The sequence below is a fragment of the Vibrio ouci genome, from assembly GCF_004551525.1.
Classification (GTDB): Bacteria; Pseudomonadota; Gammaproteobacteria; order Enterobacterales; family Vibrionaceae; genus Vibrio; species Vibrio ouci.
Genome location: NZ_SATR01000008.1, coordinates 1 through 20,018, shown reverse-complemented (window position 1 = coordinate 20,018; position 20,018 = coordinate 1). Strand labels below are relative to the sequence as shown.

The window sequence follows — 20,018 nt, the reverse complement described above, 5'->3', positions numbered from 1 at the left end:
CGAAATCAGTTTACGCCTCTTGCCAAGTACGGGTGACACATTAAGTATCACGGTGTGTTGATAATTGCTAATGTTTGATACTTTTTGATTTATTGTAAAGGGGAGTCAGCTTGGTCGCAAAGTTGCTATTTAATCGTACTCAACGTTTTCTAATGTGCTTGGTTGAGTTTCGATACTCTCTGGGTGTTACGCGCTTATAGGTTTTAAATTGGCGATTAAAATTGGATTGATTGTCATAGCCAACTTGTTCGACTATCAGGTTGATGGGTAGGTCAGTATTCATTAATAGGTCACAGGCAACGTTGAGGCGAATTTTCTTGAGTCGTTGACTGTAGCTCTCATTGTAGTGCTTTTGAAACAGTCGACGGACGCTACTCTCACTGATAAAGAGATGTTTGGCTAAATCGTTGGCTGTCACGCTTTGCGCATAGTATTGCTGAAGGTAGGCTTCTGCACGTTCTACTCGGGTGATCGTCTCAGCATCCTCATTACTTATTTTAATCGGATTGGAAAGAATACGGCGATCTTTATCGTCGATAAGCAAGCCAAGCACGTTGAACAGGCCGAGCAGTTGTTGATGTGCTGGTAGATCATGGTTCGCATCAAGCGTTTGCACGATGTTTTCTGCAACGTGTGGGGAAAATAGCACCCCTTGAGAGGCGTCTTTTAGGATCTGTTTTAAAGGCTCCAGTTCGTGGCAACTTATTATTAGTTGATCGATCCACTCTTTGCGAAACCAAATGATATGGGTTTCACAGCGAGCTCCTGGTTTGACTTTATCTGCATAAATCGCATGGGGCAGGTTAGGGCCGACCAACACCATATTGTTGTGACAGATTTCCACTTCATGATGGCCAATGAAACACCTACCTTCAAAGTGACGATGAATCGCGATCTCGTATTCTTTGTGCCTATGCCAACCGTAGTTCTTGGTTTCCTCAACCACTTTGCGATAACGCCAAGAAGCGCCGATTCGCTGAGGTACCTTTTCTAGATGCCCTTTCATTCAATCAAACCTCTCTGCTGACATGGCAATCGTTATTGGAATGATATCAATTTGTAAGCTTGAGCCGACTGAATGCACGAAAAGTACTGTTAGATAAGCAGTTGGTATCAATTTCGTGTTCTCGCTGCCCATAGACTGAATATAGTTACTCAGTTGGAGCAGGACCATGAATAAACTTAAACAGATATTTAAAGATTTAGTCGCCACCACTCGCCGTCAATGGTTAGCCGAAATGGTCTACAAGTATGGGGTAAGAACCCCAAGCACTTGGTCGACGTTGGGCTACGGGTCAAAAGCCGAGTTTGAACAAGATCTTCGTCAAAGCGTAAAAGAGGACGATAAGCAGACCGCTGTGAGTTCTTCTTTATGAGCGCCACGTAATCATCCACCTGACTGTTCAGGTGGATCTTACCCGAACGACTCTATTTGCTTTGCTCACCCTCGACGTTGAGTGTACGAATCAACTTCGCTGGCGTGCCGCCGTAAAGGCAGTCTGGCGGGACATCACTATTCACTACCGAATTAGCCGCAATGACAGAGCGAGCCCCAATGGTGACGCCTTGATTGATGACGCTATTGCCGCCGATCCAAACATCGTCTTCGATGATGATAGGTAGACAGTAGGTCTCCCACTTTCTTCGACTTAAATGATCAAGCGAGTGTGAGGCGGTATAGAGTTGCACGCTAGGTCCGATAAGAACGTTGTTACCAATGGTGATTGCTGCGCCATCAAGCATAACGACATTCATGTTAATGAAGGTGTCGCTGCCAATGGAAATGGTTTTGCCAAACTCACAATGAAAAGGTGGTCGGATAATACTTTGCCCAACCTGTCCAAACAGCTGTTGTTGGAGTTCAGCTCTCTGGTTTTCATCTACGCAGGTGTTGAATTGTTGCAGAGTGCGAGTAGCTGCAGTGCGAATCGAGTCAATCTCTTGCGCGGCGCCATCAAACACTTGGCCTGACATCATTTTTTCTAGTTCATTCATGGGCGAATTTTGCTTTAGAAGTGATGGGCTCAATATACGCCGAATAAGGCAAAGAAAAAGAGAAAAACTAAGTCGTGATTACTTCCTCTTTATTACAGCGGTCGATAGGCATACGAAAACGCCAACAGAGAGAGTTGGCGTTTGGGTATGCAAGGGTTAATCACCAAGCGGCTGGCGATCTAGTCCGCCACGGTAGGAGTCGAGTGCTAACTTAAGACGGCGGAGCTTATCGCGCGAGCGGCGTTTGTGGTTTACTGCTAGTGCCATAGAGAGCACGTCGACCAGCGCTAACATAGCGTAACGCGATGCCGAAGGCTTGTAGATAAAATCAGTTTCTTGGTGCTCAATCGGTAGAGTTAAGTCCGCGATGTCAGATAGCGGTGTCGCCTTGGGTGTAATTGCGATCACTTTTACGCCATATTCTTTGGCAAGTTCAGCGGTTTCAACAATTGTTGGTGTGTAGCCTGTCGCAGAAAGCATGACTAACACGTCGTTACTGTCAGCGGTCGAGGCCACCATACGCGACATTAGACCGTCGTTGTATGACACCACGGCATAGCCAAGGCGGAATAAACGATGCTGCATCTCTTGTGAAGCAATGGTCGAGCCGCCGCCCATACCGATGGAAATAACCTGTCTTGCACCGTGCAGCCACTCTACCGCTGTTTCAATGTCGGCTTCATTAACCAGATTACGGTTGATATCTAGCGATTGTTTGATCGATTCATAGATTCCTTGGTAACCGCTTTGATCGGGTGGCTCAAGAATAAAACGCTGACCAACTGTTAGAGTTTGAGCAAGCTTGATTTTCATATCACGAACATTTTTACAGCCTACCGCTTTGGCAAACCGGGTAATGGTCGCTTCACTCACTTCCGCGCTTTCTGCTAGTTCGGTAATGCTGGCGTTCGCGGCGGTTTCTATATCGTCCATGATCAATTTGGCGACTTTCTTTTCCGCATCTCGTAGTGCGCTGAATCGCTCGGTAATCCGCGAAATAATATCGACTTCTAAACTCACGTATTTTCCTATTCTTTTTGCTGGTGGCGAATAACCAAGGCGAGGTTATGCGCCACCAAAACTTTGCTGATTAGTATACCCAAAAAGCAGGGTGACTAAAGCGAACTGGGTTAGAAACGAGTCTCTACCCAATGCGTGACCTTATATTCGTCGTCACAAATCGCAATTGAGCGCCATTTGTCGATGGTTAGGCATGGGTGTGAGGTAGAAAAGGCGATAATGTCACCGACATTCAGTTCGCTATCAGCATCAATTTCGATAAAGGCATGTTGGTCCATTACCGCCGTCGTCACTGCTTTACCCGCCTCGATTGATTGACCATCTCGATACGCTCTTTCTGGAATAGGGAGTCCAGCATCAAAAGCGACATCTCGTTTGCCCAGCCCTGCAACAATCTTATTCGGCTCTGGACGTGAAATCACATGAGCCCAAACCTCCAATGAAGACTGCAAGTCGCCGCCGAGATCACACGCTGCGCCTTGGTTCTTTTTCGCGCGAGCAATGACTTTGTTCTGAGCTTCTAAGTAGATACCTGTGTCATGGATGGCGTAACAGCCAGGACGGATGATGGCTTCGACATCATCTAGATTAGCCAAACATTCTGATACTACGTCGTACCAAGCAGAGCCGGCTCCAGTGACGATTGGTTTGTGCTTGATCAGTTGATCATTTGCCAACGAGCGTGCCATGGCGAGTGATTGGGTCAAGAAGGCACGAATGGTTTGCTCCGCATTCTCGCCACTGATCACGCCTTCATACACTTCGATACCGCGTAGTGACAGATAATCATGTTGAGCAATTGTGTGAGCCAGTTCAGCCACTTGGCTTTCATTACGGCACCCACAGCGGCCACCTTCGACGCCAAACTCAATCAATAGATTCAGTGTTACTTTACGCTGAGCAAAAAAGGCACCCAGAGCATTAACGTTGAGCTTGGAATCGACGCTGATGTAGATCTCAACGTTTTGTTGCTCAATTAGGTTAGCAAGGATCGCCATGTTGGCTTTGCCCACCACTTGGTTAGCAATAATGATCTGTTTTGCACCAACCATAGCCGCCACTTGAGCTTGCGCCGCCGTCGCAACGGTGATTCCCCAAGCACCGTGCTCTAACTGTTGACGGAAGAAGTCTGGCGTCATGGTGGTTTTGCCATGCGGGCAGAGCTTTACCTTGTGCTGCGCTGCAAAACGCTGCATCCAATCGAGATTGTTCTTCAAGCGTGATTGCTGAATCACAGCCGCCGGTAAGCTGATCTCATCATCAATTAAGCTGAAGGTATCACCCGTAGCAGACTGAAAATGTTGAGATTTTTCTCCACTACCCGGTAGGCCGATGTGATCTGTGTGATAGTTTTTATCACGATTTGTGTGTTGGTTTGTCATCGCAAGTTCACTTCTAACATGGTCTAAGTGTTTGATTTTTAGTGTTTGTTGCTATCTACATTAATATTAATGTTAGAAACTATCAAACAAATCTGTATTTTTTGTGTGTTTTATCACTGTTATTACTGTGGGGATTATTAATATTGAACTCATGCAAACGAGAGACGAAAAAGGTTAACAATGTTGTTCGATACCATTATCAAAAGTGTAGAAGTCTTTGACGGTACCGGCGCCCAGTCATATGTGGCGGACATCGCTATTCGTCATGATCGAATTGAACAAATTGGCCAGCTTGGCGAAGAACAAGCCGAGCGCATTATTGATGGCCAAGGGCTCGCTATCGCGCCTGGATTTATCGACGTTCATACTCATGATGATACCAATGTGATTCGTTTTCCTGAGTGTCTACCAAAGATCAGCCAAGGTGTGACGACAGTGATTGTCGGTAACTGTGGCATTAGCGCCAGCCCAGTAGTTCTCGCTGGCGACCCGCCAGATCCAATGAACCTATTAGGTAGCCAGCAAGATTTTAAATACCCAACTTTTGCTACTTATGCCAAAGCGGTAGAAGAAGCGAAGCCAGCTGTGAATGTGGCGGCGTTAGTCGGCCATACTGCACTGCGTAACAACGTGATGGATGATCTGCAGCGCACTGCGACCGACGAAGAGATTGCTCAGATGCGCGCTGCACTAGACCAAGCAATGTCAGAAGGCGCATTGGGTTTAAGCTCTGGCTTAGCCTATGCCAGTGCTAAGCAAGCCAATGCCGATGAGGTAATGCGCTTAGCACAGATTCTTGGTGAACACGGTGGTATTTACACCACTCACATGCGTACCGAATTTGAAGAAATCATCTCGGCGATGGAAGAAGCGTTTGAAACGGGTCAGTACGCCAAAGTACCTGTGGTTATTTCGCACCTTAAGTGTGCTGGAGCGGGGAACTGGGGACGCACCGTTGAAGTGTTGGATGTGATGGACAAGGTGTCTCAGCATCAAGATGTGTCGTGTGACTGCTACCCATATTCAGCAAGCTCATCAACCCTAGATCTTAAGCAAGTGACGGAAGATTTCGACATCTTCATCACTTGGTCTGAATCTCACCCAGAGCATGCAGGTAAGGTGCTTAAGCAAATCGCTCAAGAGATGGATTTATCGATCATGGAAGCGGCTAAAGCGCTGCAACCAGCCGGTGCGGTTTATCACTGTATGGATGAAAACGATGTTAAGCGCGTACTGAAGTACAAGCTGACCATGGTTGGCTCTGATGGTCTACCTAATGATCCGCATCCGCATCCGCGCTTATGGGGCACCTTCCCGAAAGTGCTAGGCCACTATTGCCGAGAAGAAAAACTGTTCCCGCTGGCAGAAGCGATCCACAAAATGACGGGTATGTCGGCGAAACGATACAACCTGCAAGGTCGTGGTGAAATTCGCGTTGGTGCATTTGCAGACTTAGTTTTATTTAATCCAAATACAATTAAAGATACCGCAACTTTTGAAAATCCAATTTCAATGGCAAAAGGTATTGAATCTGTATTTGTAAATGGCGAGTTGTCTTATTTTGAAGGCAATGTTAGCGAAAATAGAAATGGTACGTTTATTTATAGAAGATAAACAATTCCTAAAACAAATATCAAATATTACTTATATTAATTAAATTTTTAAATACTGGAGAAGAATATGTCTATTAAGCGTTATGGTGTAGAAGGTGGAACAGGTACTGGCGGTCAACATCTTCCATTTGCTCGTGCAACGGAAGCGGGTGGTTTCCTATATGTATCTGGCCAAACGCCAATGACGGACGGTGAGGTGGTTGAAGGTGGTATCGTTGATCAATCTCGCTTAGCGATTCAAAACTGCGTCGACATCATGGAAGAAGCAGGCTACACACTAGCAGACGTTGTGCACGTAAAGGTAGTGCTGACGGACTCTCGTTACTTCCAATCGTTCAATAAAGTATTTAAAGAGTTCTTCGGCGAGCACCCACCTACACGTATCTGTATGGTTTGTGATCTTGTGGTCGATGTGAAAGTTGAAGTTGATGTGACTTGCTACCGTGAAGATCGTAGATAAACATCACAAATAATTAGTATCAAGTGTCGGGGTATTTCTTATCCCTGTTAGAATTATCTCGGCGCTTCCTCTCCTACAATAATAAAATAAACAACAGCGCTATAAATGGTTAGTTAAATATATATTTTATTTCTAACTGTTTATATAGGAATAAGATTTAATTGCAGCTGTTGTAATAAATCTAAATTAATACGGATTTTTCCCAAGAGGTGTTCGATGAATAGCACACTGTTTCTTACTGGCTTTGGCGTATATGTCCTGTTTTTAATCTGGCTTGGTTGGTTCGTTTCTCGTAACCAAAAATCAGGTGAAGATTTTCTATTAGGCGGTCGTGGCCTTCCTCTGTTTCTTGTTTTAGGTACCACAGTTGCAACCATGGTTGGCACGGGCTCAAGTATGGGCGCGGTTGGCTTTGGTTATGCCAATGGTTGGGCTGGTGCACTTTATGGCATCGGTGGTGCCATCGGTATTTTGTTACTGGCGCTATGGTTTGCTCCGGTACGTAAACTTAACTTCATGACGATGAGTGAAGAGCTCGCTTACTATGTGGGTGCGAATCGTATCGTTAAAAACGTCGTTGGCTTACTCATTTTCATTGCATCAATTGGTTGGTTAGGCGCGCACATCCTTGGTGGTGGCATGTACTTAGCGTGGATTGCTGATATCGAGCTCAGCACTGCGAAAATGGTGATTGCAGCGGCATTTACGATTTACGTGGTTATCGGCGGTTACACTGCGGTAGTGTGGACCGATACTATTCAGGCGGTCATCTTATTCGTTGGTTTCATCCTAATGGCGGTACTGTCAGTGCAGCACATTGGCGGTCTAGATAACCTATACGAAGCAATGGACCCAACTGCAACAAGCTTTCTTGCGATTGAGAAACTTGGTCTTCTTCCTGCAATTTCACTAGCGGTAGTGATTGGTGTCGGCGTACTGGCTACTCCATCATTCCGTCAGCGCATCTACTCAGGTAAAGATGTGTCTACGATTCGTCGTTCATTTGTTGGCTCAGGTATTCTGTACCTATTCTTCTCAATCATCCCTGCGATCATTGGTATGGCAGCCCATGCAATTGACCCAACGCTAGATAACCCTAACTTCTCATTCCCATACATTGCGGCGACAGTGCTACCAGTAGGTGTTGGCCTAATCGTACTTATCGCGGGTCTTTCTGCGACCATGTCGAGCGCGAGTTCTGATGCGATTGCCGGTGTATCGATTCTACTGCGTGACGTATACGTGATGTTCACAGGTCGTGTGCCAAACAAAGAGTCGATGCTGAACTACTCTCGTCTTGCTCTTGTGGTTGTGATTGGCTTTGCACTGCTGTTCGCTCTAACGTCGAACGATATCATCAGCTACATCACTAAGATGATCTCGACGGTTATGTCAGGCATGTTTGTGTGCGGAATGCTAGGTCGCTTCTGGAAACGTTACAACTGGCAAGGTGCGTTGGCGACGCTAGCAGGTGCATCAATCGCATCATTCACTGTAATGCTAAGCGCTGACCTAACAGCCTTCTGGGGCAACCCTGTTATCCCATCATGTCTGTTTGCTCTGACACTCGGTGTAGTAGTGAGCTTGCTGACTCCGGCAAACCAAGTAACACCAGAGATGGCACGCGCAATTCTTGATGACGAACGCGCTCTGATGGAGATGGAATTATCAGACAAAGGTCAGATAGAACAAGATCCTTCTCTGGAAAATCGTAAAGCCGCACAAAGCGCATCATAGTTAGACACTCAAACTAGGTGGCTCAATGAGCCACCTTATCTGACAAGGTTAGCCTCGCAATGACACATCCTCTTCATATCGCATTCTTTGGTGAGTGCATGATCGAACTTAGCGGCCTTCCTCTCAAAAAAGGGTTTGGCGGCGACACACTTAACACCGCACTGTATTTATCCCGCTTAACTGAAAACACCCCCGTTTCTGTTTCTTATGCGACAGGGTTAGGCGAGGATTCTCTTTCTCAGCAGCTTATCTCCGCTTGGCAACAAGAAGGCATCGACACCGCATTGGTTCAACAATATCGCGACAAGCTACCGGGTTTGTACATGGTTGAAACCGATCAGCAAGGTGAACGCAGCTTTATGTACTGGCGAGATAGTGCCGCCGTGAAAAGCTATTTCTCTGGCAGTGAGTTGAGCAAGCTGGAGCGTGCGATGGCTCAAGGTGAGCTCCATTCTGTTTATCTCAGTGGCATCAGTCTAGCGATTCTTGATGATGAAAGTAAGGCTCGGCTTATTGAGGCGTTAACGGCGTTTTCACAGGCGGGTGGCCAAGTCATTTTTGACAACAACTTCCGCCCACAGCTGTGGAATACCCAACAAGCGCAGCATTGGTATAGCCAACTGCTGCCTATCGTCGATATTGCGCTGATCACGGAAGATGATGATCAGCTTGTGTGGGGAACCGACGAAAGCGTAGAGCAGCGCAGTGCCCGTTTCGGTTGCAAAGAGACGGTCATTAAACGTGGCTGTGAACCGTGCAAAGTGATTTGGCAACAAGATCGCGAGTTTGAGTATGCCTACGTCAGCGCTGAACGTGTCGCAAATGTGGTTGATACTTGCGCGGCGGGTGACTCTTTTGCTGCTGGCTACTTAGCGGTGCGCTTAAATGGTCAAACTCCAGCTGAGTCAGCGATATTAGGCCACCAACTGGCATCAACAGTAATTCAATATTCAGGCGCAATCATTCCTAAATCGGCAATGGCGCACCTCACTCTTTCTTAAATTTTTTGATTGGTAAAAACAATGACAAACGAAATGATCAATAAACTAAAGCAGTTCAAAGTAATTCCAGTAATTCAAATCAACAAAGTTGAGCACGCAATCCCACTGGCGAAAGTGTTGGTCGACAATGGTCTACCTGTCGCTGAGGTGACCTTCCGCACTGAAGCCGCGGCTGCATCTATCAAAGCAATGAGTGATGCATACCCTGAAATGTGTGTCGGCGCTGGTACTGTGCTAAACGCTGAGCAAGTTGACCAAGCGAAAGCAGCAGGCTCTGAGTTTGTGGTTGCGCCAGGTCTTAACCCAAATACCGTGCGTTACTGCCAAGAGATCGGCATGCCAATCGTACCTGGGGTGAATAACCCAAGTCAGGTTGAGCAAGCGCTAGAGCTGGGTCTGAACTTCCTGAAATTCTTCCCGGCTGAAGCGTCTGGCGGTGTGCCAATGGTTAAGTCATTACTCGCTCCTTATGTGGATGTTTCTCTAATGCCAACCGGTGGTATTGGTAAAGGTAACGTTAATGACTACCTAGCGATTGACCGCGTGGTTTGTTGCGGTGGTACGTGGATGGTTGCCCCAAGTCTGATTGAAAACGAGCAGTGGGATGAGATTGGTCGTTTGGTGCGTGAAGCTGTCGAGCTAGTCGCATAACAGAGTTCAAAAGTTAAAAATTAAAGGAATACTCGTATGAAAAGAACGACTCTAACTCTATTGATTTCTGGACTGCTGAGCACTAACGCGATGGCTATGGCTCCGAATACTGACCTTAACCTTATGCCTTACCCACAAGACGTGGAGTTAGGTTCAGGCACTGTCAGCATCGACAAAGAATTTAGTATTTTTATCAAAGGGTACGACTCAGACCGAGTGCAATTCAATGCGAAGCGCACCATGGAACGTTTGTACCGTCAGACAGGCCTGCCAATGCTCCACTGGCAGGCCGAGTCTGAAAAAGAAGCCACCTTGGTGATTGATATTCGCAAAGGGCCAAAAGATGAAGTGCAGAATCTTGATAGCGATGAGTCTTACCAGCTTGAAGTGACTAACGGCCAAGTCCGTATTTCATCAGAGCGTCCATACGGGGCATTCCACGGCCTTGAAACCTTCCTTCAGCTAGTGACCACCGACGCAAACGGCTATTCGGTGCCAGTGGTGTCGATTGAAGATGAGCCACGCTTTAAATGGCGTGGTGTTTCTTATGATACATCACGTCACTTCATCGAACTTGATGTCATCTTACGCCAATTGGATGCGATGGCATCGGCGAAAATGAACGTATTCCATTGGCATATCTGGGATGACCAAGGTATCCGTATTCAGCTTGATAACTACACCAAACTTTGGGAAGAGACGGCTGACGGCGATTATTACACCAAAGATGAAATTCGCTATGTGGTTAACTATGCGCGCAATCTAGGTATTCGTGTTATTCCTGAAATTTCATTGCCGGGGCACGCATCAGCGGTTGCTCATGCATACCCTGAACTCATGTCGGGAATGGGCGAGCAATCTTATCCGCAGCAGCGTGGATGGGGTGTCTTTGAGCCATTAATGGATCCAACTAACCCTGAGCTCTACACCATGTTAGCAAGTGTGTTTGATGAGGTGGTAGAGCTGTTCCCTGACGAGTATTTCCATATCGGCGGTGATGAGCCGAACTACAAGCAATGGAAAGAGAATCCCAAAATTCAACAATTCATTGCTGACAACAATCTAGATGGTGAACGCGGCCTGCAATCTTACCTCAACACCAAAGTAGAGCAGATGCTGGAAGAGCGCGGTAAGAAGATGTCTGGTTGGGATGAGATCTGGCACAAAGACCTACCTAAGTCGATCGTTATTCAAAGTTGGCGAGGTCATGACAGCATAGGCCGTGCAGCAAAAGAGGGTTACCAAGGCGTATTATCAACGGGTTATTACTTAGACCAAGCGCAACCGACCAGCTACCACTACCGCAACGACCCAATGCCAACCGGTATTACGGTCGATGACAAGCTGCACAGCGGTGAAAAGTTTGAAACTTACGACTGGGTTAAACCACGTAATAAGGGCGGCCCACGTAAAGGTAACTTAACCATTATTGAAGCAAAAGATGGCACATTCCGCGCCTTTACTGACTACAACGGTAAGTCGCGTGAAGAAGTGTATATCTTAGAGTATGTGCCGGGCGTGAAATTCCGCGGTCACTTCGATAACTTCATGTCATACACCGAATTCAACTATGAGTTTGCAGGCGGCAAGCTGAAAGAGGGCAGTTACCAGATCATTGGTAATGTTCGCTGGCCAGCCACGGGTGAGCTGATTGCGGGAAGTGCGATTGAAGGTAGCGTTATCCCAGAGCCAAACGGAGGTTACCCTGCAGAGCTAAAAGGTGACGAAAAAGATCTGATCTTGGGCGGTGAAATCACGATTTGGGGTGAGAACCTTGATTCGATGACCATCGAGCAACGTCTATGGCCGCGCAGCTATGCGATTGCTGAGCGTTTATGGTCAAGCCAAGAGCTCACTGATGAGCGCAGTATGTATCAGCGTATGAGTGTGATGGACACTTGGTCTGAGATTTCATTGGGTCTGCGTCATCATGCGGATGCAACCATGATGCTAAAACGTCTGGCAAATGGTGCGGATGTGACGCCACTGCAGACACTCGCCAAGTACATAGAGCCTGCTCAGTACTATGCGCGTCACTGGGAAAAATGGATATCAACGCCAAACAAAGGTGATTTGTACAACCAGTACGAACGCTTAAATCGATTCGCCGATGCACTACCTGTTGAAAGCTTGGCTGTGTATGAAATGAACGACCTAGTGGCTGAGTACGCAAAAGGTGATAAAGCGGCGTTGGCTAAACTGGCGCTGCATTACCAAACGGCAGCCTTAGCAGCGCAGCAAGCAGAGCCTATTTTCGCCAACAATGTGGCCTCGGTTGATACAGTGAAAGTGGCGCAGGCAACAGTTAAAGTGGCAGAGTTAGCTAACACTTTGATTGATCTTGCTAACAAGGGCGAGTCAGTTAGAGCGGCAGATGTGGCTGAATATCAGCGCGTTATTGATGAGAACGCTATCATTCTCGACGAAACCATTGTCGCGATAGTGAAACCAACTGAGAACCTACTCCACACTTTAGCGAAATAGCGTTGAAACTGATTGCCGCCAGCATTTGCTGGCGGCATTGTGTTTACAAAGATATTTGATTGGGAACATCGCTATGCAAGCAAGTGGTCACTTACGCTTTCTCGTAGGTACATACACAGACTCACCGAGCCAAAGCAGAGGAATCGCTCAGGTTGGGCTAAATCAACAAACAGGCGAACTGATTCGCCTTGATGACTACTATCCTCTGCGTAACCCTTCTTACCTTATCCAATCTCAGCAGCTGACTTATAGCTTTAGCGAAGTATCGCAGCAAGATGGCGCTCAACTGGTTTGTTTGGATGGGCAACATGCACATGCTTTACCGATTGCCGGTGACTATCCGTGTCATTTGGCGATATCTGCAGACAAAAAATACCTTGCCGTTGCCAACTATGGCTCAGGCAATGTGAGTGTTTACTTGCTCGACAGCCAAGGTATTCCGTTACGCTCAGTGGCCGATTTGTTTGAAGAAGGACAAGGGCCAAATCAAGATCGCCAGCAGTCACCTCATGCCCACCAAGTGGTGTTTCAACAAACTGAGCCAGTGCTAGTCAGTGTGGACTTAGGCAGTGATGCGATTGGTTTTTATCAGATAGAAAATGGCACTTTTACTCTTGTACAGCAGCTGGCGATGCCTGCAGGTTGTGGCCCACGACACTTGGTCTTTAATCGCACTGAAGACAAGGCGTATGTGGTGTGTGAGCTTAGTGAAACTCTAGTGGTATTGCACAAAACCAACCAAGGCTGGCAAGTGCAGCAAGAGCTCGACTTACTTCCGGATGCTGACAAAGGGGAAGCAGCATCAGCGATCAAACTGTCTGATGATGAACATTTTGTCTACGTTTCTTGTCGCCATCAAAATGCCGTGAGCTGCTTTGAGGTATCAGGCGAAGAGGTCAAATGGCTTAGCATGACCGACGCTGGTGGTTTGTTTCCAAGAGACTTTACCATCACCTCATGCGGCGAGTGGCTGATCGTAGCTAACCAACATTCGAATAACCTTGTCAGTTATCGCCGTAACGAAATAACCGGCAGTCTGGAAGCGAGTGGTTATCAATGCCAAATAGATGCGCCAGTCTGTCTAGTAGAACACCATAATTAATGAGAACAACGATGACACTTCACCGTATCAACCCAACCAAACGTTGGTCAGATGTGACTATTTTCAACGGTATGGCTAATTTTGTCGAGGTCGCTGAAGCGGATACCTCCTCCGATATCAAAGGCCAAGTTCAACAAATCTTTGATCAGGCAGAGCAAATGTTGGCTCTGGTGGATAGCGATAAAACACGCATTTTATCGGTGACGATTTACTTAACTGATTTTGCAAACTTCGATGCGCTCAATGAAATATGGGATGAGTGGTTCGAAGATGGCACTGCACCAAGCCGCGCTTGCGTCAAAGTTGAACTCGCGGATCCAAACCTTTTGGTTGAAATGGCATTTGTCGCTGCCGCAGGTGAAAAGTTTCAGTAACTAAAGTTAAGGCTAACGGCTACAAATCCGTTAGCCTCTCTATTTTGGGTAAGGCATCGTGAAATGCGCCTTGAGCCCCCATAAAGCCAAAGGTGTACGGTTTTACTTTAAACCCCTCGCGACTACGCAGTTCTTGGCTTTCCCTGAGTAAATTAAACATCCACTCTTCTAGCTTTTTATTGATCTCCTGAAATTCCTGTTGGGTGAGTTCTGCCTTTAAGCTAATCAAGAATGCTTGGTCGTCATCAATCGGAATATCGATGACGCGTTGTTGTAAGCCACTTAGCACACGAGCGGTGAAAAACTCTGAATACTTTGCTCCTTGTTCAAAGGCAGTATGCCCTGGAACGAGGAGTGTGCATTGGTTGTTGAGTTCAAGTGAGATTAAGCCCGCCTTTTCGAGCTTACGTAGGTATATATGGACCGAGGCAGGATCGAGATCGTAACTATGAGCGATATCATCGACAGATTTGTGCTCTGCCAATTCGCTCCAGAACGTAAACAACGCGGGTAGTTCATAAAAGGCACTATCTTGTTTGGCGGTAAACAGAGGTATGGCATGTACATTACGCTCTGCTTTCTCAAGTAACTTCGAGAGTGGATATTCGATTAACTGACAAATGTTTATCAACCTTTGTATCGACATTGGTTGAGCGTTGTTAAGTAGGCGTTTTACGCTCACTTCTGAAAGCTCTAATGCGTTGGCGAGATCGCCGTAAGATAATCCACGACCTTTAAGCTCTTGCTTAACAATATTGCACACCTCTTGTGCCAATCTGTGGTTCATATCAGTGCCTAGATACGTAAAAAGATACACTGGGTATCATATTAATGATCTTTTGAATCACTAATTGATTTAAAGGTTCAATATGGGATTCTTTTCTCACTATTTTATCTGTGTGAGTAATGGAATGACTCAAACTAACCTCATCAATCGATTTGCCATTCACCAAGCTCTTCATTGGGCGATTACCGGCTTAATCATCCCAGTGTTAATTTTACTGTTCCAATCCCGAGGCTTAAGCCTGACTGATATTGGTCTTGTAATGGCCGTTTGGATTGGCACAACTGCTTTGTTAGAGATCCCTTTGGGCAGTGTGGCTGATACGTATGGTCGACGAGCTACCTATCTTCTCTCTTTAATCATTAATGTGCTGGGGGCGGCGGTATTGCTTGTGTCATCTGGGTTTGGATTGATACTGACCAGTGCCATGTTGCTTGGTACCGCGCGGGCAGTATATTCAGGGACATTAGATGCGTGGTTCTACGATAGATTTCAGCTTATCGACGGGCCGAAGACGTATCACTCGGCGCTGTCTAGGGTCAACGTGATGGTGACATTGGGCTTGGCAATCGGCGCTTTGGTCGGGGGCTGGTTACCGACGTTAGCGTCAGAATATCCTGCAAGGTTTACGTCGGTTTATGATCTCAATGTTGTTGCGACGCTAGTGATGAATATCGTGCTATTTATGCTGACTTGGGGTTTGATACCTAAAGACGTGACAAGGCCTCAAAAAGATGTGATTGAGCCAAGTCCATTCTCACAGTTAAAACCAGCACTTCATGCAGTGATGAATCATAGGGTGTTGCTGCGTTTAATGCAGAGTATCGTCGTGTTTGGCATGGTGTTAAGTGGCGTAGAAAACCTTTGGCAACCTTACTTGTCTGACATTGTGCAGCAAAGTGAGCAAAGTACGGAGATCTTTGGTGTGATTACCGCAGGCTATTTTTTTATGGCGGGCTTATCATCTTGGATGTCGGTAAGTGTATTGCGTTGGTGCGAGGGCTCTCATCGTATCGTGCTGTTAGTGAGCCGAAGTGCAGCGGGTATCATGCTCCTAATACTTGCTTTCTCATCTCAGCTTATGAGTTTTTGTCTTGCTTATTTGCTGTTCTTTTTCTTGTTTACTCTTGGGGAAAACTCGCAAAGCGTTCTTATCAATGACAGCACTCTGAGCCGATATCGCTCGACCATGTTATCGATTAGCTCTGTTGCGGTTACCGTTGGAGGGATGACTGCGTCGATTGGATTGGGGTATCTAGCTGACACTTTTAGTATTGGTGTTAGCTGGAGTGTTTCCGCAATTGTTCTTACCTTATCGTCGTTACTATTTGTATCAATGCCTAGTCATTCTGAGGTTGATTTTAAAAGTGCTAATTAGCGTTAATAAGAGAAATATTTCTTGTATATCAAACAAAGGCTTGGAGGTACCTTGGCGCTGTTTTAAGGGCGTTGGGCGAAAAATTACCATCAATATGTTAGTATAGCGTACCGGGGATGAGCAATAGAGCCAAAAATGCCTTATTGGAAAGGGTATTTTTCATCAGCATGATGCGAGCTTATTGTTGCTTATCAAACTATAACTAACATGGAGTTGGTCTTTATATCCGTTGAGTCGGATATGTAAACCTCATGATATATGAGCTTTAAATCTAAAAAATACAGTATTGAATCTACAGACTATCAAGTCGGTCAGGATAACGTTAGTAAGTGGGGTATGGATGTCCACAACACGGTTTTCACTTCTTCTGTCGGCTTATCTCTTCTCTTCATCATCTCGTTACTGCTACTCTCTCCAGCAGATGCAAAAGCGGCCATCGATTCGGTAAAAGGTGCCGTTCTTTCTTACTTTGACTTCCTATTTATGTGGGGAGCAAACATCTTACTTGTGTTCGCCATTGTTATCGCTCTTTCTCCATTCGGTAAAGTGCGTTTAGGTGGTGAAGGTGCAACCGCGGATTATTCGACGATTTCATGGATTACCATGCTGTTTGCTGCGGGTATGGGCATTGGCCTTATTTTCTGGGGTGTTGCGGAGCCAACGGCTTTCTACACGGGTTGGTACGGAACACCACTGAATGTGGAATCGCACACGCTAGAAGCTCGTGAGCTCGCGTTAGGTACAGCGACTTTCCACTGGGGCTTCCACGCTTGGGCCATTTATGGTGTGACGGCACTTTGTTTGGCGTACTTTGTTTACAACAAAGGTCTGCCACTCTCTATGCGTTCGGTATTTTACCCGCTACTTGGTGACAAAGTTTGGGGTAAAACCGGTGATTTCATTGATATCATGACGGTACTGGTGACTCTGTTTGGCTTAGCGACATCGCTAGGTTTAGGCGGAACACAAGCAGCCAGCGGTATCAGTCATGTGTTTGGCTTAGATAATAGCTTGCTGCTGCAACAATCGATTATTGTATTGATTATGGGTCTGGCGATCCTATCGGTACTGCGAGGCATGGATGGCGGTGTTAAGCTGCTGAGTAACCTTAATATGGCGATTGCTTTCATCTTCCTTGGACTGATGGCGGTTTTGAACTTCACGACTGTACTCGATTCTATGAAAACCTCGGTCGTAAGCTATGTGGAAAACATCTTGCCACTGAGCCAAACCTCAGGTCGTGAAGACGAAACATTCTTACATGGTTGGACTGTGTTCTACTGGGCTTGGTGGGTAGCTTATGCGCCATTCTTTGGTATGTTCGTAGCGCGTATCTCAAAAGGCCGTACGGTTCGCGAATTCCTCGCTTACGTTCTGATTATCCCAACATTAGTGACCACCGCTTGGATGTCTACCTTTGGTGGCATCGCGATCCAGCAAATGATCGACAAAGTGGGCTTGCTAGGTGTTCAGCAGCAATTGAGTAATGTCTCTCTCAGCTTGTTCTACATGCTAGAAGCTTACCCAGTGGGCAATATTTTATCGATTATTGCTGTTGTTCTGATTATTGTTTTCTTTGTGACGACACTGGACTCTGGCTCGATTGTGATTGATAGCATGACGGCAGGCGGCAAGTTAGAAGTGCCAATGAAGCAGAAAATCGTTTGGGTGATTATTTCAGGTTTGATTGCGATCGTGATGCTGTGGATTGGTGGTACTGAGTCGATTCAGGCGCTGCAATCGATCACCATCATTGCGGCCATGCCGTTTACGATTATCTTGCTGCTAGGCTGTGTTAGCTTGGTCAAAGGTTTGTTCACTGAAGTGGATAAGCCGAAAGAGGCAGTAAAGCTTTCACGATAATCGATTAAATCTACTTAAAGCAAAGCCCCGACAACATCGCTGTTGTCGGGGCTTTTTTATATTTGCCCGCTTTTTGCCTTGCCATTATTCGGTCTCAGCAAAAAAACTCCCATACTTTGCTGGCTACAGGCCCTAACGCTTTGTCTTTTTTGCGTGCAACATAGATAGGTATGTTCAGTGTTTCTAAGTTATTTAGCGCAATCAGTTTCGGTTCATTGGCCGCTTCATGACTGGTAAGTCTACCCCAGCCAAGTCCACTTCGAATCAGTGATTTTTTTGTGTGGTGATCTGATACATACCAATGGAGAGCTTCTTTGACAATGCCTGAGTCCGGGCTGGATTTATAGGAAGACTTCACGACGACTTGTGGGTAAGGCGCAAGCTCATTGTGGCTGAGATTGTCGAGCTTTGCCAAAGGAAATGAGGACGATATATAAACCGAGAGTTTGAGCCGTTCAATGCAGCGGTATACGAACTCAGCAGTATTACACTCAGGTACAGCATAAATACCGATATCAACAACATCGTCTCGTAGCATACGCTCACCAGAAGCGGTTTCTATATCTAGATGAATAATGGTTTCAGGAAAGCTCTGCTTAATGTGACTAAGTAGACAGGTGACTTTTTCAATTGGGAAAATAGCACTGACTGAAATGCGCAGTTCTTTCTCAACCTCACTATTTATTTGGCGAGCAAATACATCAAACTGATTAGCCGCATCAAGTAAGGTCTGAATTTTATTGATTAAGATCTTTCCATCACGCGTCAGCTCTGGGCGGTAAGTCTCGCGACTGAAGATTTCAATGTCGTAATACTGCTCAACTTGTTTAACCGAATAGGAAACTGCCGAACGAGCCTTAAAGAGCTTCTCACTCGCTTTACGAAAGCTACCTTCTTGGTGGATCACGTTAATAACGTGCAGCCAGAAATTGGTCAACTGATTCAAAGCTTGTCAACTCGTGAATTGAGTGACGATGAGATGAAGGCGTACGATGCTCCATTCCCGAGCTCCGAGTATTTTGCCGGGCCGCGGAAAATGCCTGAAATCGTGGCTGATGACTTAGATGCCGTCAATCAAGACTGGCTCAAGTTAAAGCAGTGGGATCAGCCGGTTTTGACTCTGTTTAGCGATCAGGACCCATTTTTGGCTGGTCAAGCATACGATGAGAAATTCCAAAACAACTTTAAAGGTGCGCAAGGCCAACCACATATTACGGTCGCTAATGCCTCTCACTTTTTGCAAGAAGACCAATCCTCATTACTCGCTGAAAACATGTTGGCGTGGTTGGAGCAAACCCATTTTAAAACAGAAGGAGCAGCAGCATGAAAATATTGGCGATAGGTGCGAATGGCATTATTGGGCGAGCGGTGACAAACGTATTATCTAATCAGCATGAGGTAGTGGCTGTTGGACATTCGCAGGGAGAGTTGACGGTTGATATTGAGGACATCACATCAATTCAAGCGCTGTTTGAAAAAGTAGGTCAAGTGGATGCCATTATCAGCATGGCGGGAAATGGTGGGATGGGTTCAATCGCAGAAATGCCGAGCTCTGGCTACGCAACAGTGCTAAATAACAAATTAATGGGGCAAGTCAATATAGTGCGTGTTGGTATGGAGTATCTCAATGAAGGGGGCTCTATCACCTTAACGTCAGGGCAGGCGTCGAATTACCCAATTCAAGGTACAGCGGCTATTGCAATCGGCGTGGCTGGAATTAATGCCTTTGTTGGCGTAGCAGCACTTGAATTTGAACAAGGAAAACGCATTAATGCGGTAAGTCCATCGTTTGTTAAAGAGACGCTAGAACAGTGGGGAGCCGATAGCAGTGCGGGTATTCCAGCAGATGATGTTGCTGGGTTCTACCAACAAAGTGTTGAAGGGACTGAAACCGGAAAGGTTTACAATGCAGTGTTAGCTAATAACTAGCAAGCATAGGCTTTAAAAAGCAAAAAAGGCAGCGATATAGCCTGTCTCTTGATCACAAGTCTAGTGAATCAAGAGACTTAGCCAGTTCATACCCTTCAAGTGTATTAGTTCCGACTAGATCTGACACTTCAATTTGAAAAGAAGAGAGTTACCCACTTTGATTAAAGGTGCTGAATCCGTAATCAAAGACAATAAGAGGTAACTCTCATGCTTCATACTAGCAATCCAATCATCAAACACAAAGC

The 20,018-nt window shown here is 46.1% G+C and carries 19 protein-coding genes; 13 read left to right on the top strand and 6 right to left on the bottom strand.

Annotated elements, in window-relative coordinates:
* Positions 1 to 139: 139 nt before the first annotated feature.
* On the bottom strand, positions 140 to 1,006 hold the full coding sequence (locus tag ELS82_RS07210; protein WP_134834894.1) for a helix-turn-helix domain-containing protein: 867 nt from the start codon (positions 1,004 to 1,006) through the stop codon (positions 140 to 142).
* A gap of 166 nt (positions 1,007 to 1,172) precedes the next feature.
* On the opposite strand from ELS82_RS07210, the gene ELS82_RS07205 reads away from it, so the two are divergent.
* On the top strand, positions 1,173 to 1,376 hold the full coding sequence (locus tag ELS82_RS07205) for a hypothetical protein (protein WP_134834893.1): 204 nt from the start codon (positions 1,173 to 1,175) through the stop codon (positions 1,374 to 1,376).
* A gap of 52 nt (positions 1,377 to 1,428) precedes the next feature.
* On the opposite strand, the gene ELS82_RS07200 is transcribed toward ELS82_RS07205, so the two are convergent.
* From ELS82_RS07200 to ELS82_RS07190, 3 genes are all read right to left on the bottom strand, one after another.
* Entirely contained in the window at positions 1,429 to 1,995 is a 567-nt protein-coding gene (locus tag ELS82_RS07200; RefSeq protein WP_134834892.1) for a sugar O-acetyltransferase, read from the bottom strand.
* 156 nt (positions 1,996 to 2,151) lie between these two features.
* Positions 2,152 to 3,015, bottom strand: coding sequence for a MurR/RpiR family transcriptional regulator (locus ELS82_RS07195; RefSeq protein WP_134834891.1), 864 nt, complete (start codon positions 3,013 to 3,015; stop codon positions 2,152 to 2,154).
* A 110-nt stretch (positions 3,016 to 3,125) separates the two neighbouring features.
* A complete protein-coding gene (locus ELS82_RS07190) occupies positions 3,126 to 4,397 on the bottom strand; it encodes an amino acid deaminase (protein ID WP_134834890.1) in 1,272 nt (423 codons plus the stop codon).
* 180 nt (positions 4,398 to 4,577) lie between these two features.
* Here ELS82_RS07190 and ELS82_RS07185 point away from each other — a divergent pair, with 180 nt between their 5' ends.
* The 8 genes from ELS82_RS07185 (at position 4,578) to ELS82_RS07150 (ending at position 13,819) form a co-directional block, all read left to right on the top strand.
* Complete coding sequence (locus tag ELS82_RS07185; RefSeq protein WP_134834889.1) at positions 4,578 to 6,011, top strand: N-acyl-D-amino-acid deacylase family protein; 1,434 nt, start codon at positions 4,578 to 4,580, stop codon at positions 6,009 to 6,011.
* A gap of 66 nt (positions 6,012 to 6,077) precedes the next feature.
* Positions 6,078 to 6,470 carry a RidA family protein gene (locus tag ELS82_RS07180; protein WP_134834888.1) on the top strand — a complete coding sequence of 131 codons (393 nt, stop codon included), beginning with the start codon at positions 6,078 to 6,080 and terminating at the stop codon, positions 6,468 to 6,470.
* 216 nt (positions 6,471 to 6,686) lie between these two features.
* A complete protein-coding gene (locus ELS82_RS07175; RefSeq protein ID WP_134834887.1) occupies positions 6,687 to 8,207 on the top strand; it encodes a sodium:solute symporter family protein in 1,521 nt (506 codons plus the stop codon).
* Positions 8,208 to 8,266: 59 nt separating this feature from the next.
* Entirely contained in the window at positions 8,267 to 9,208 is a 942-nt protein-coding gene (locus ELS82_RS07170) for a sugar kinase (protein ID WP_134834886.1), read from the top strand.
* Between the two features lie 21 nt (positions 9,209 to 9,229).
* The gene (locus ELS82_RS07165) at positions 9,230 to 9,859 is read left to right on the top strand and encodes a bifunctional 4-hydroxy-2-oxoglutarate aldolase/2-dehydro-3-deoxy-phosphogluconate aldolase (protein WP_004412751.1); all 630 of its coding nucleotides are present in this window, start codon (positions 9,230 to 9,232) and stop codon (positions 9,857 to 9,859) included.
* Positions 9,860 to 9,895: 36 nt separating this feature from the next.
* On the top strand, positions 9,896 to 12,343 hold the full coding sequence (locus ELS82_RS07160; protein ID WP_134834885.1) for a beta-N-acetylhexosaminidase: 2,448 nt from the start codon (positions 9,896 to 9,898) through the stop codon (positions 12,341 to 12,343).
* Between the two features lie 73 nt (positions 12,344 to 12,416).
* A complete protein-coding gene (locus ELS82_RS07155; RefSeq protein ID WP_134834884.1) occupies positions 12,417 to 13,445 on the top strand; it encodes a lactonase family protein in 1,029 nt (342 codons plus the stop codon).
* Positions 13,446 to 13,456: 11 nt separating this feature from the next.
* Positions 13,457 to 13,819: a RidA family protein gene (locus tag ELS82_RS07150; protein WP_134834883.1), complete on the top strand. Its 363-nt coding sequence runs from the start codon at positions 13,457 to 13,459 to the stop codon at positions 13,817 to 13,819.
* A gap of 19 nt (positions 13,820 to 13,838) precedes the next feature.
* Here ELS82_RS07150 and ELS82_RS07145 read toward each other — a convergent pair whose 3' ends face one another.
* Positions 13,839 to 14,606, bottom strand: coding sequence for a helix-turn-helix domain-containing protein (locus tag ELS82_RS07145; RefSeq protein WP_134834882.1), 768 nt, complete (start codon positions 14,604 to 14,606; stop codon positions 13,839 to 13,841).
* A gap of 124 nt (positions 14,607 to 14,730) precedes the next feature.
* Here ELS82_RS07145 and ELS82_RS07140 point away from each other — a divergent pair, with 124 nt between their 5' ends.
* Both ELS82_RS07140 and ELS82_RS07135 read left to right on the top strand, forming a co-directional pair.
* A complete protein-coding gene (locus ELS82_RS07140; protein WP_134834881.1) occupies positions 14,731 to 15,981 on the top strand; it encodes an MFS transporter in 1,251 nt (416 codons plus the stop codon).
* Between the two features lie 258 nt (positions 15,982 to 16,239).
* A complete protein-coding gene (locus ELS82_RS07135) occupies positions 16,240 to 17,844 on the top strand; it encodes a BCCT family transporter (protein ID WP_134834880.1) in 1,605 nt (534 codons plus the stop codon).
* A 94-nt stretch (positions 17,845 to 17,938) separates the two neighbouring features.
* On the opposite strand, the gene ELS82_RS07130 is transcribed toward ELS82_RS07135, so the two are convergent.
* The gene (locus ELS82_RS07130; protein ID WP_208733145.1) at positions 17,939 to 18,751 is read right to left on the bottom strand and encodes a LysR family transcriptional regulator; all 813 of its coding nucleotides are present in this window, start codon (positions 18,749 to 18,751) and stop codon (positions 17,939 to 17,941) included.
* On the opposite strand from ELS82_RS07130, the gene ELS82_RS07125 reads away from it, so the two are divergent.
* Together ELS82_RS07125 and ELS82_RS07120 are read left to right on the top strand one after the other, a co-directional pair.
* Positions 18,743 to 19,171, top strand: coding sequence for an alpha/beta hydrolase family protein (locus tag ELS82_RS07125; RefSeq protein WP_167489255.1), 429 nt, complete (start codon positions 18,743 to 18,745; stop codon positions 19,169 to 19,171). The genes ELS82_RS07130 and ELS82_RS07125 overlap by 9 nt on opposite strands.
* Positions 19,168 to 19,773, top strand: coding sequence for a short chain dehydrogenase (locus ELS82_RS07120; RefSeq protein ID WP_134834878.1), 606 nt, complete (start codon positions 19,168 to 19,170; stop codon positions 19,771 to 19,773). The genes ELS82_RS07125 and ELS82_RS07120 overlap by 4 nt, the downstream gene beginning before the upstream one ends.
* The last annotated feature ends 245 nt before the right edge of the window (positions 19,774 to 20,018 follow it).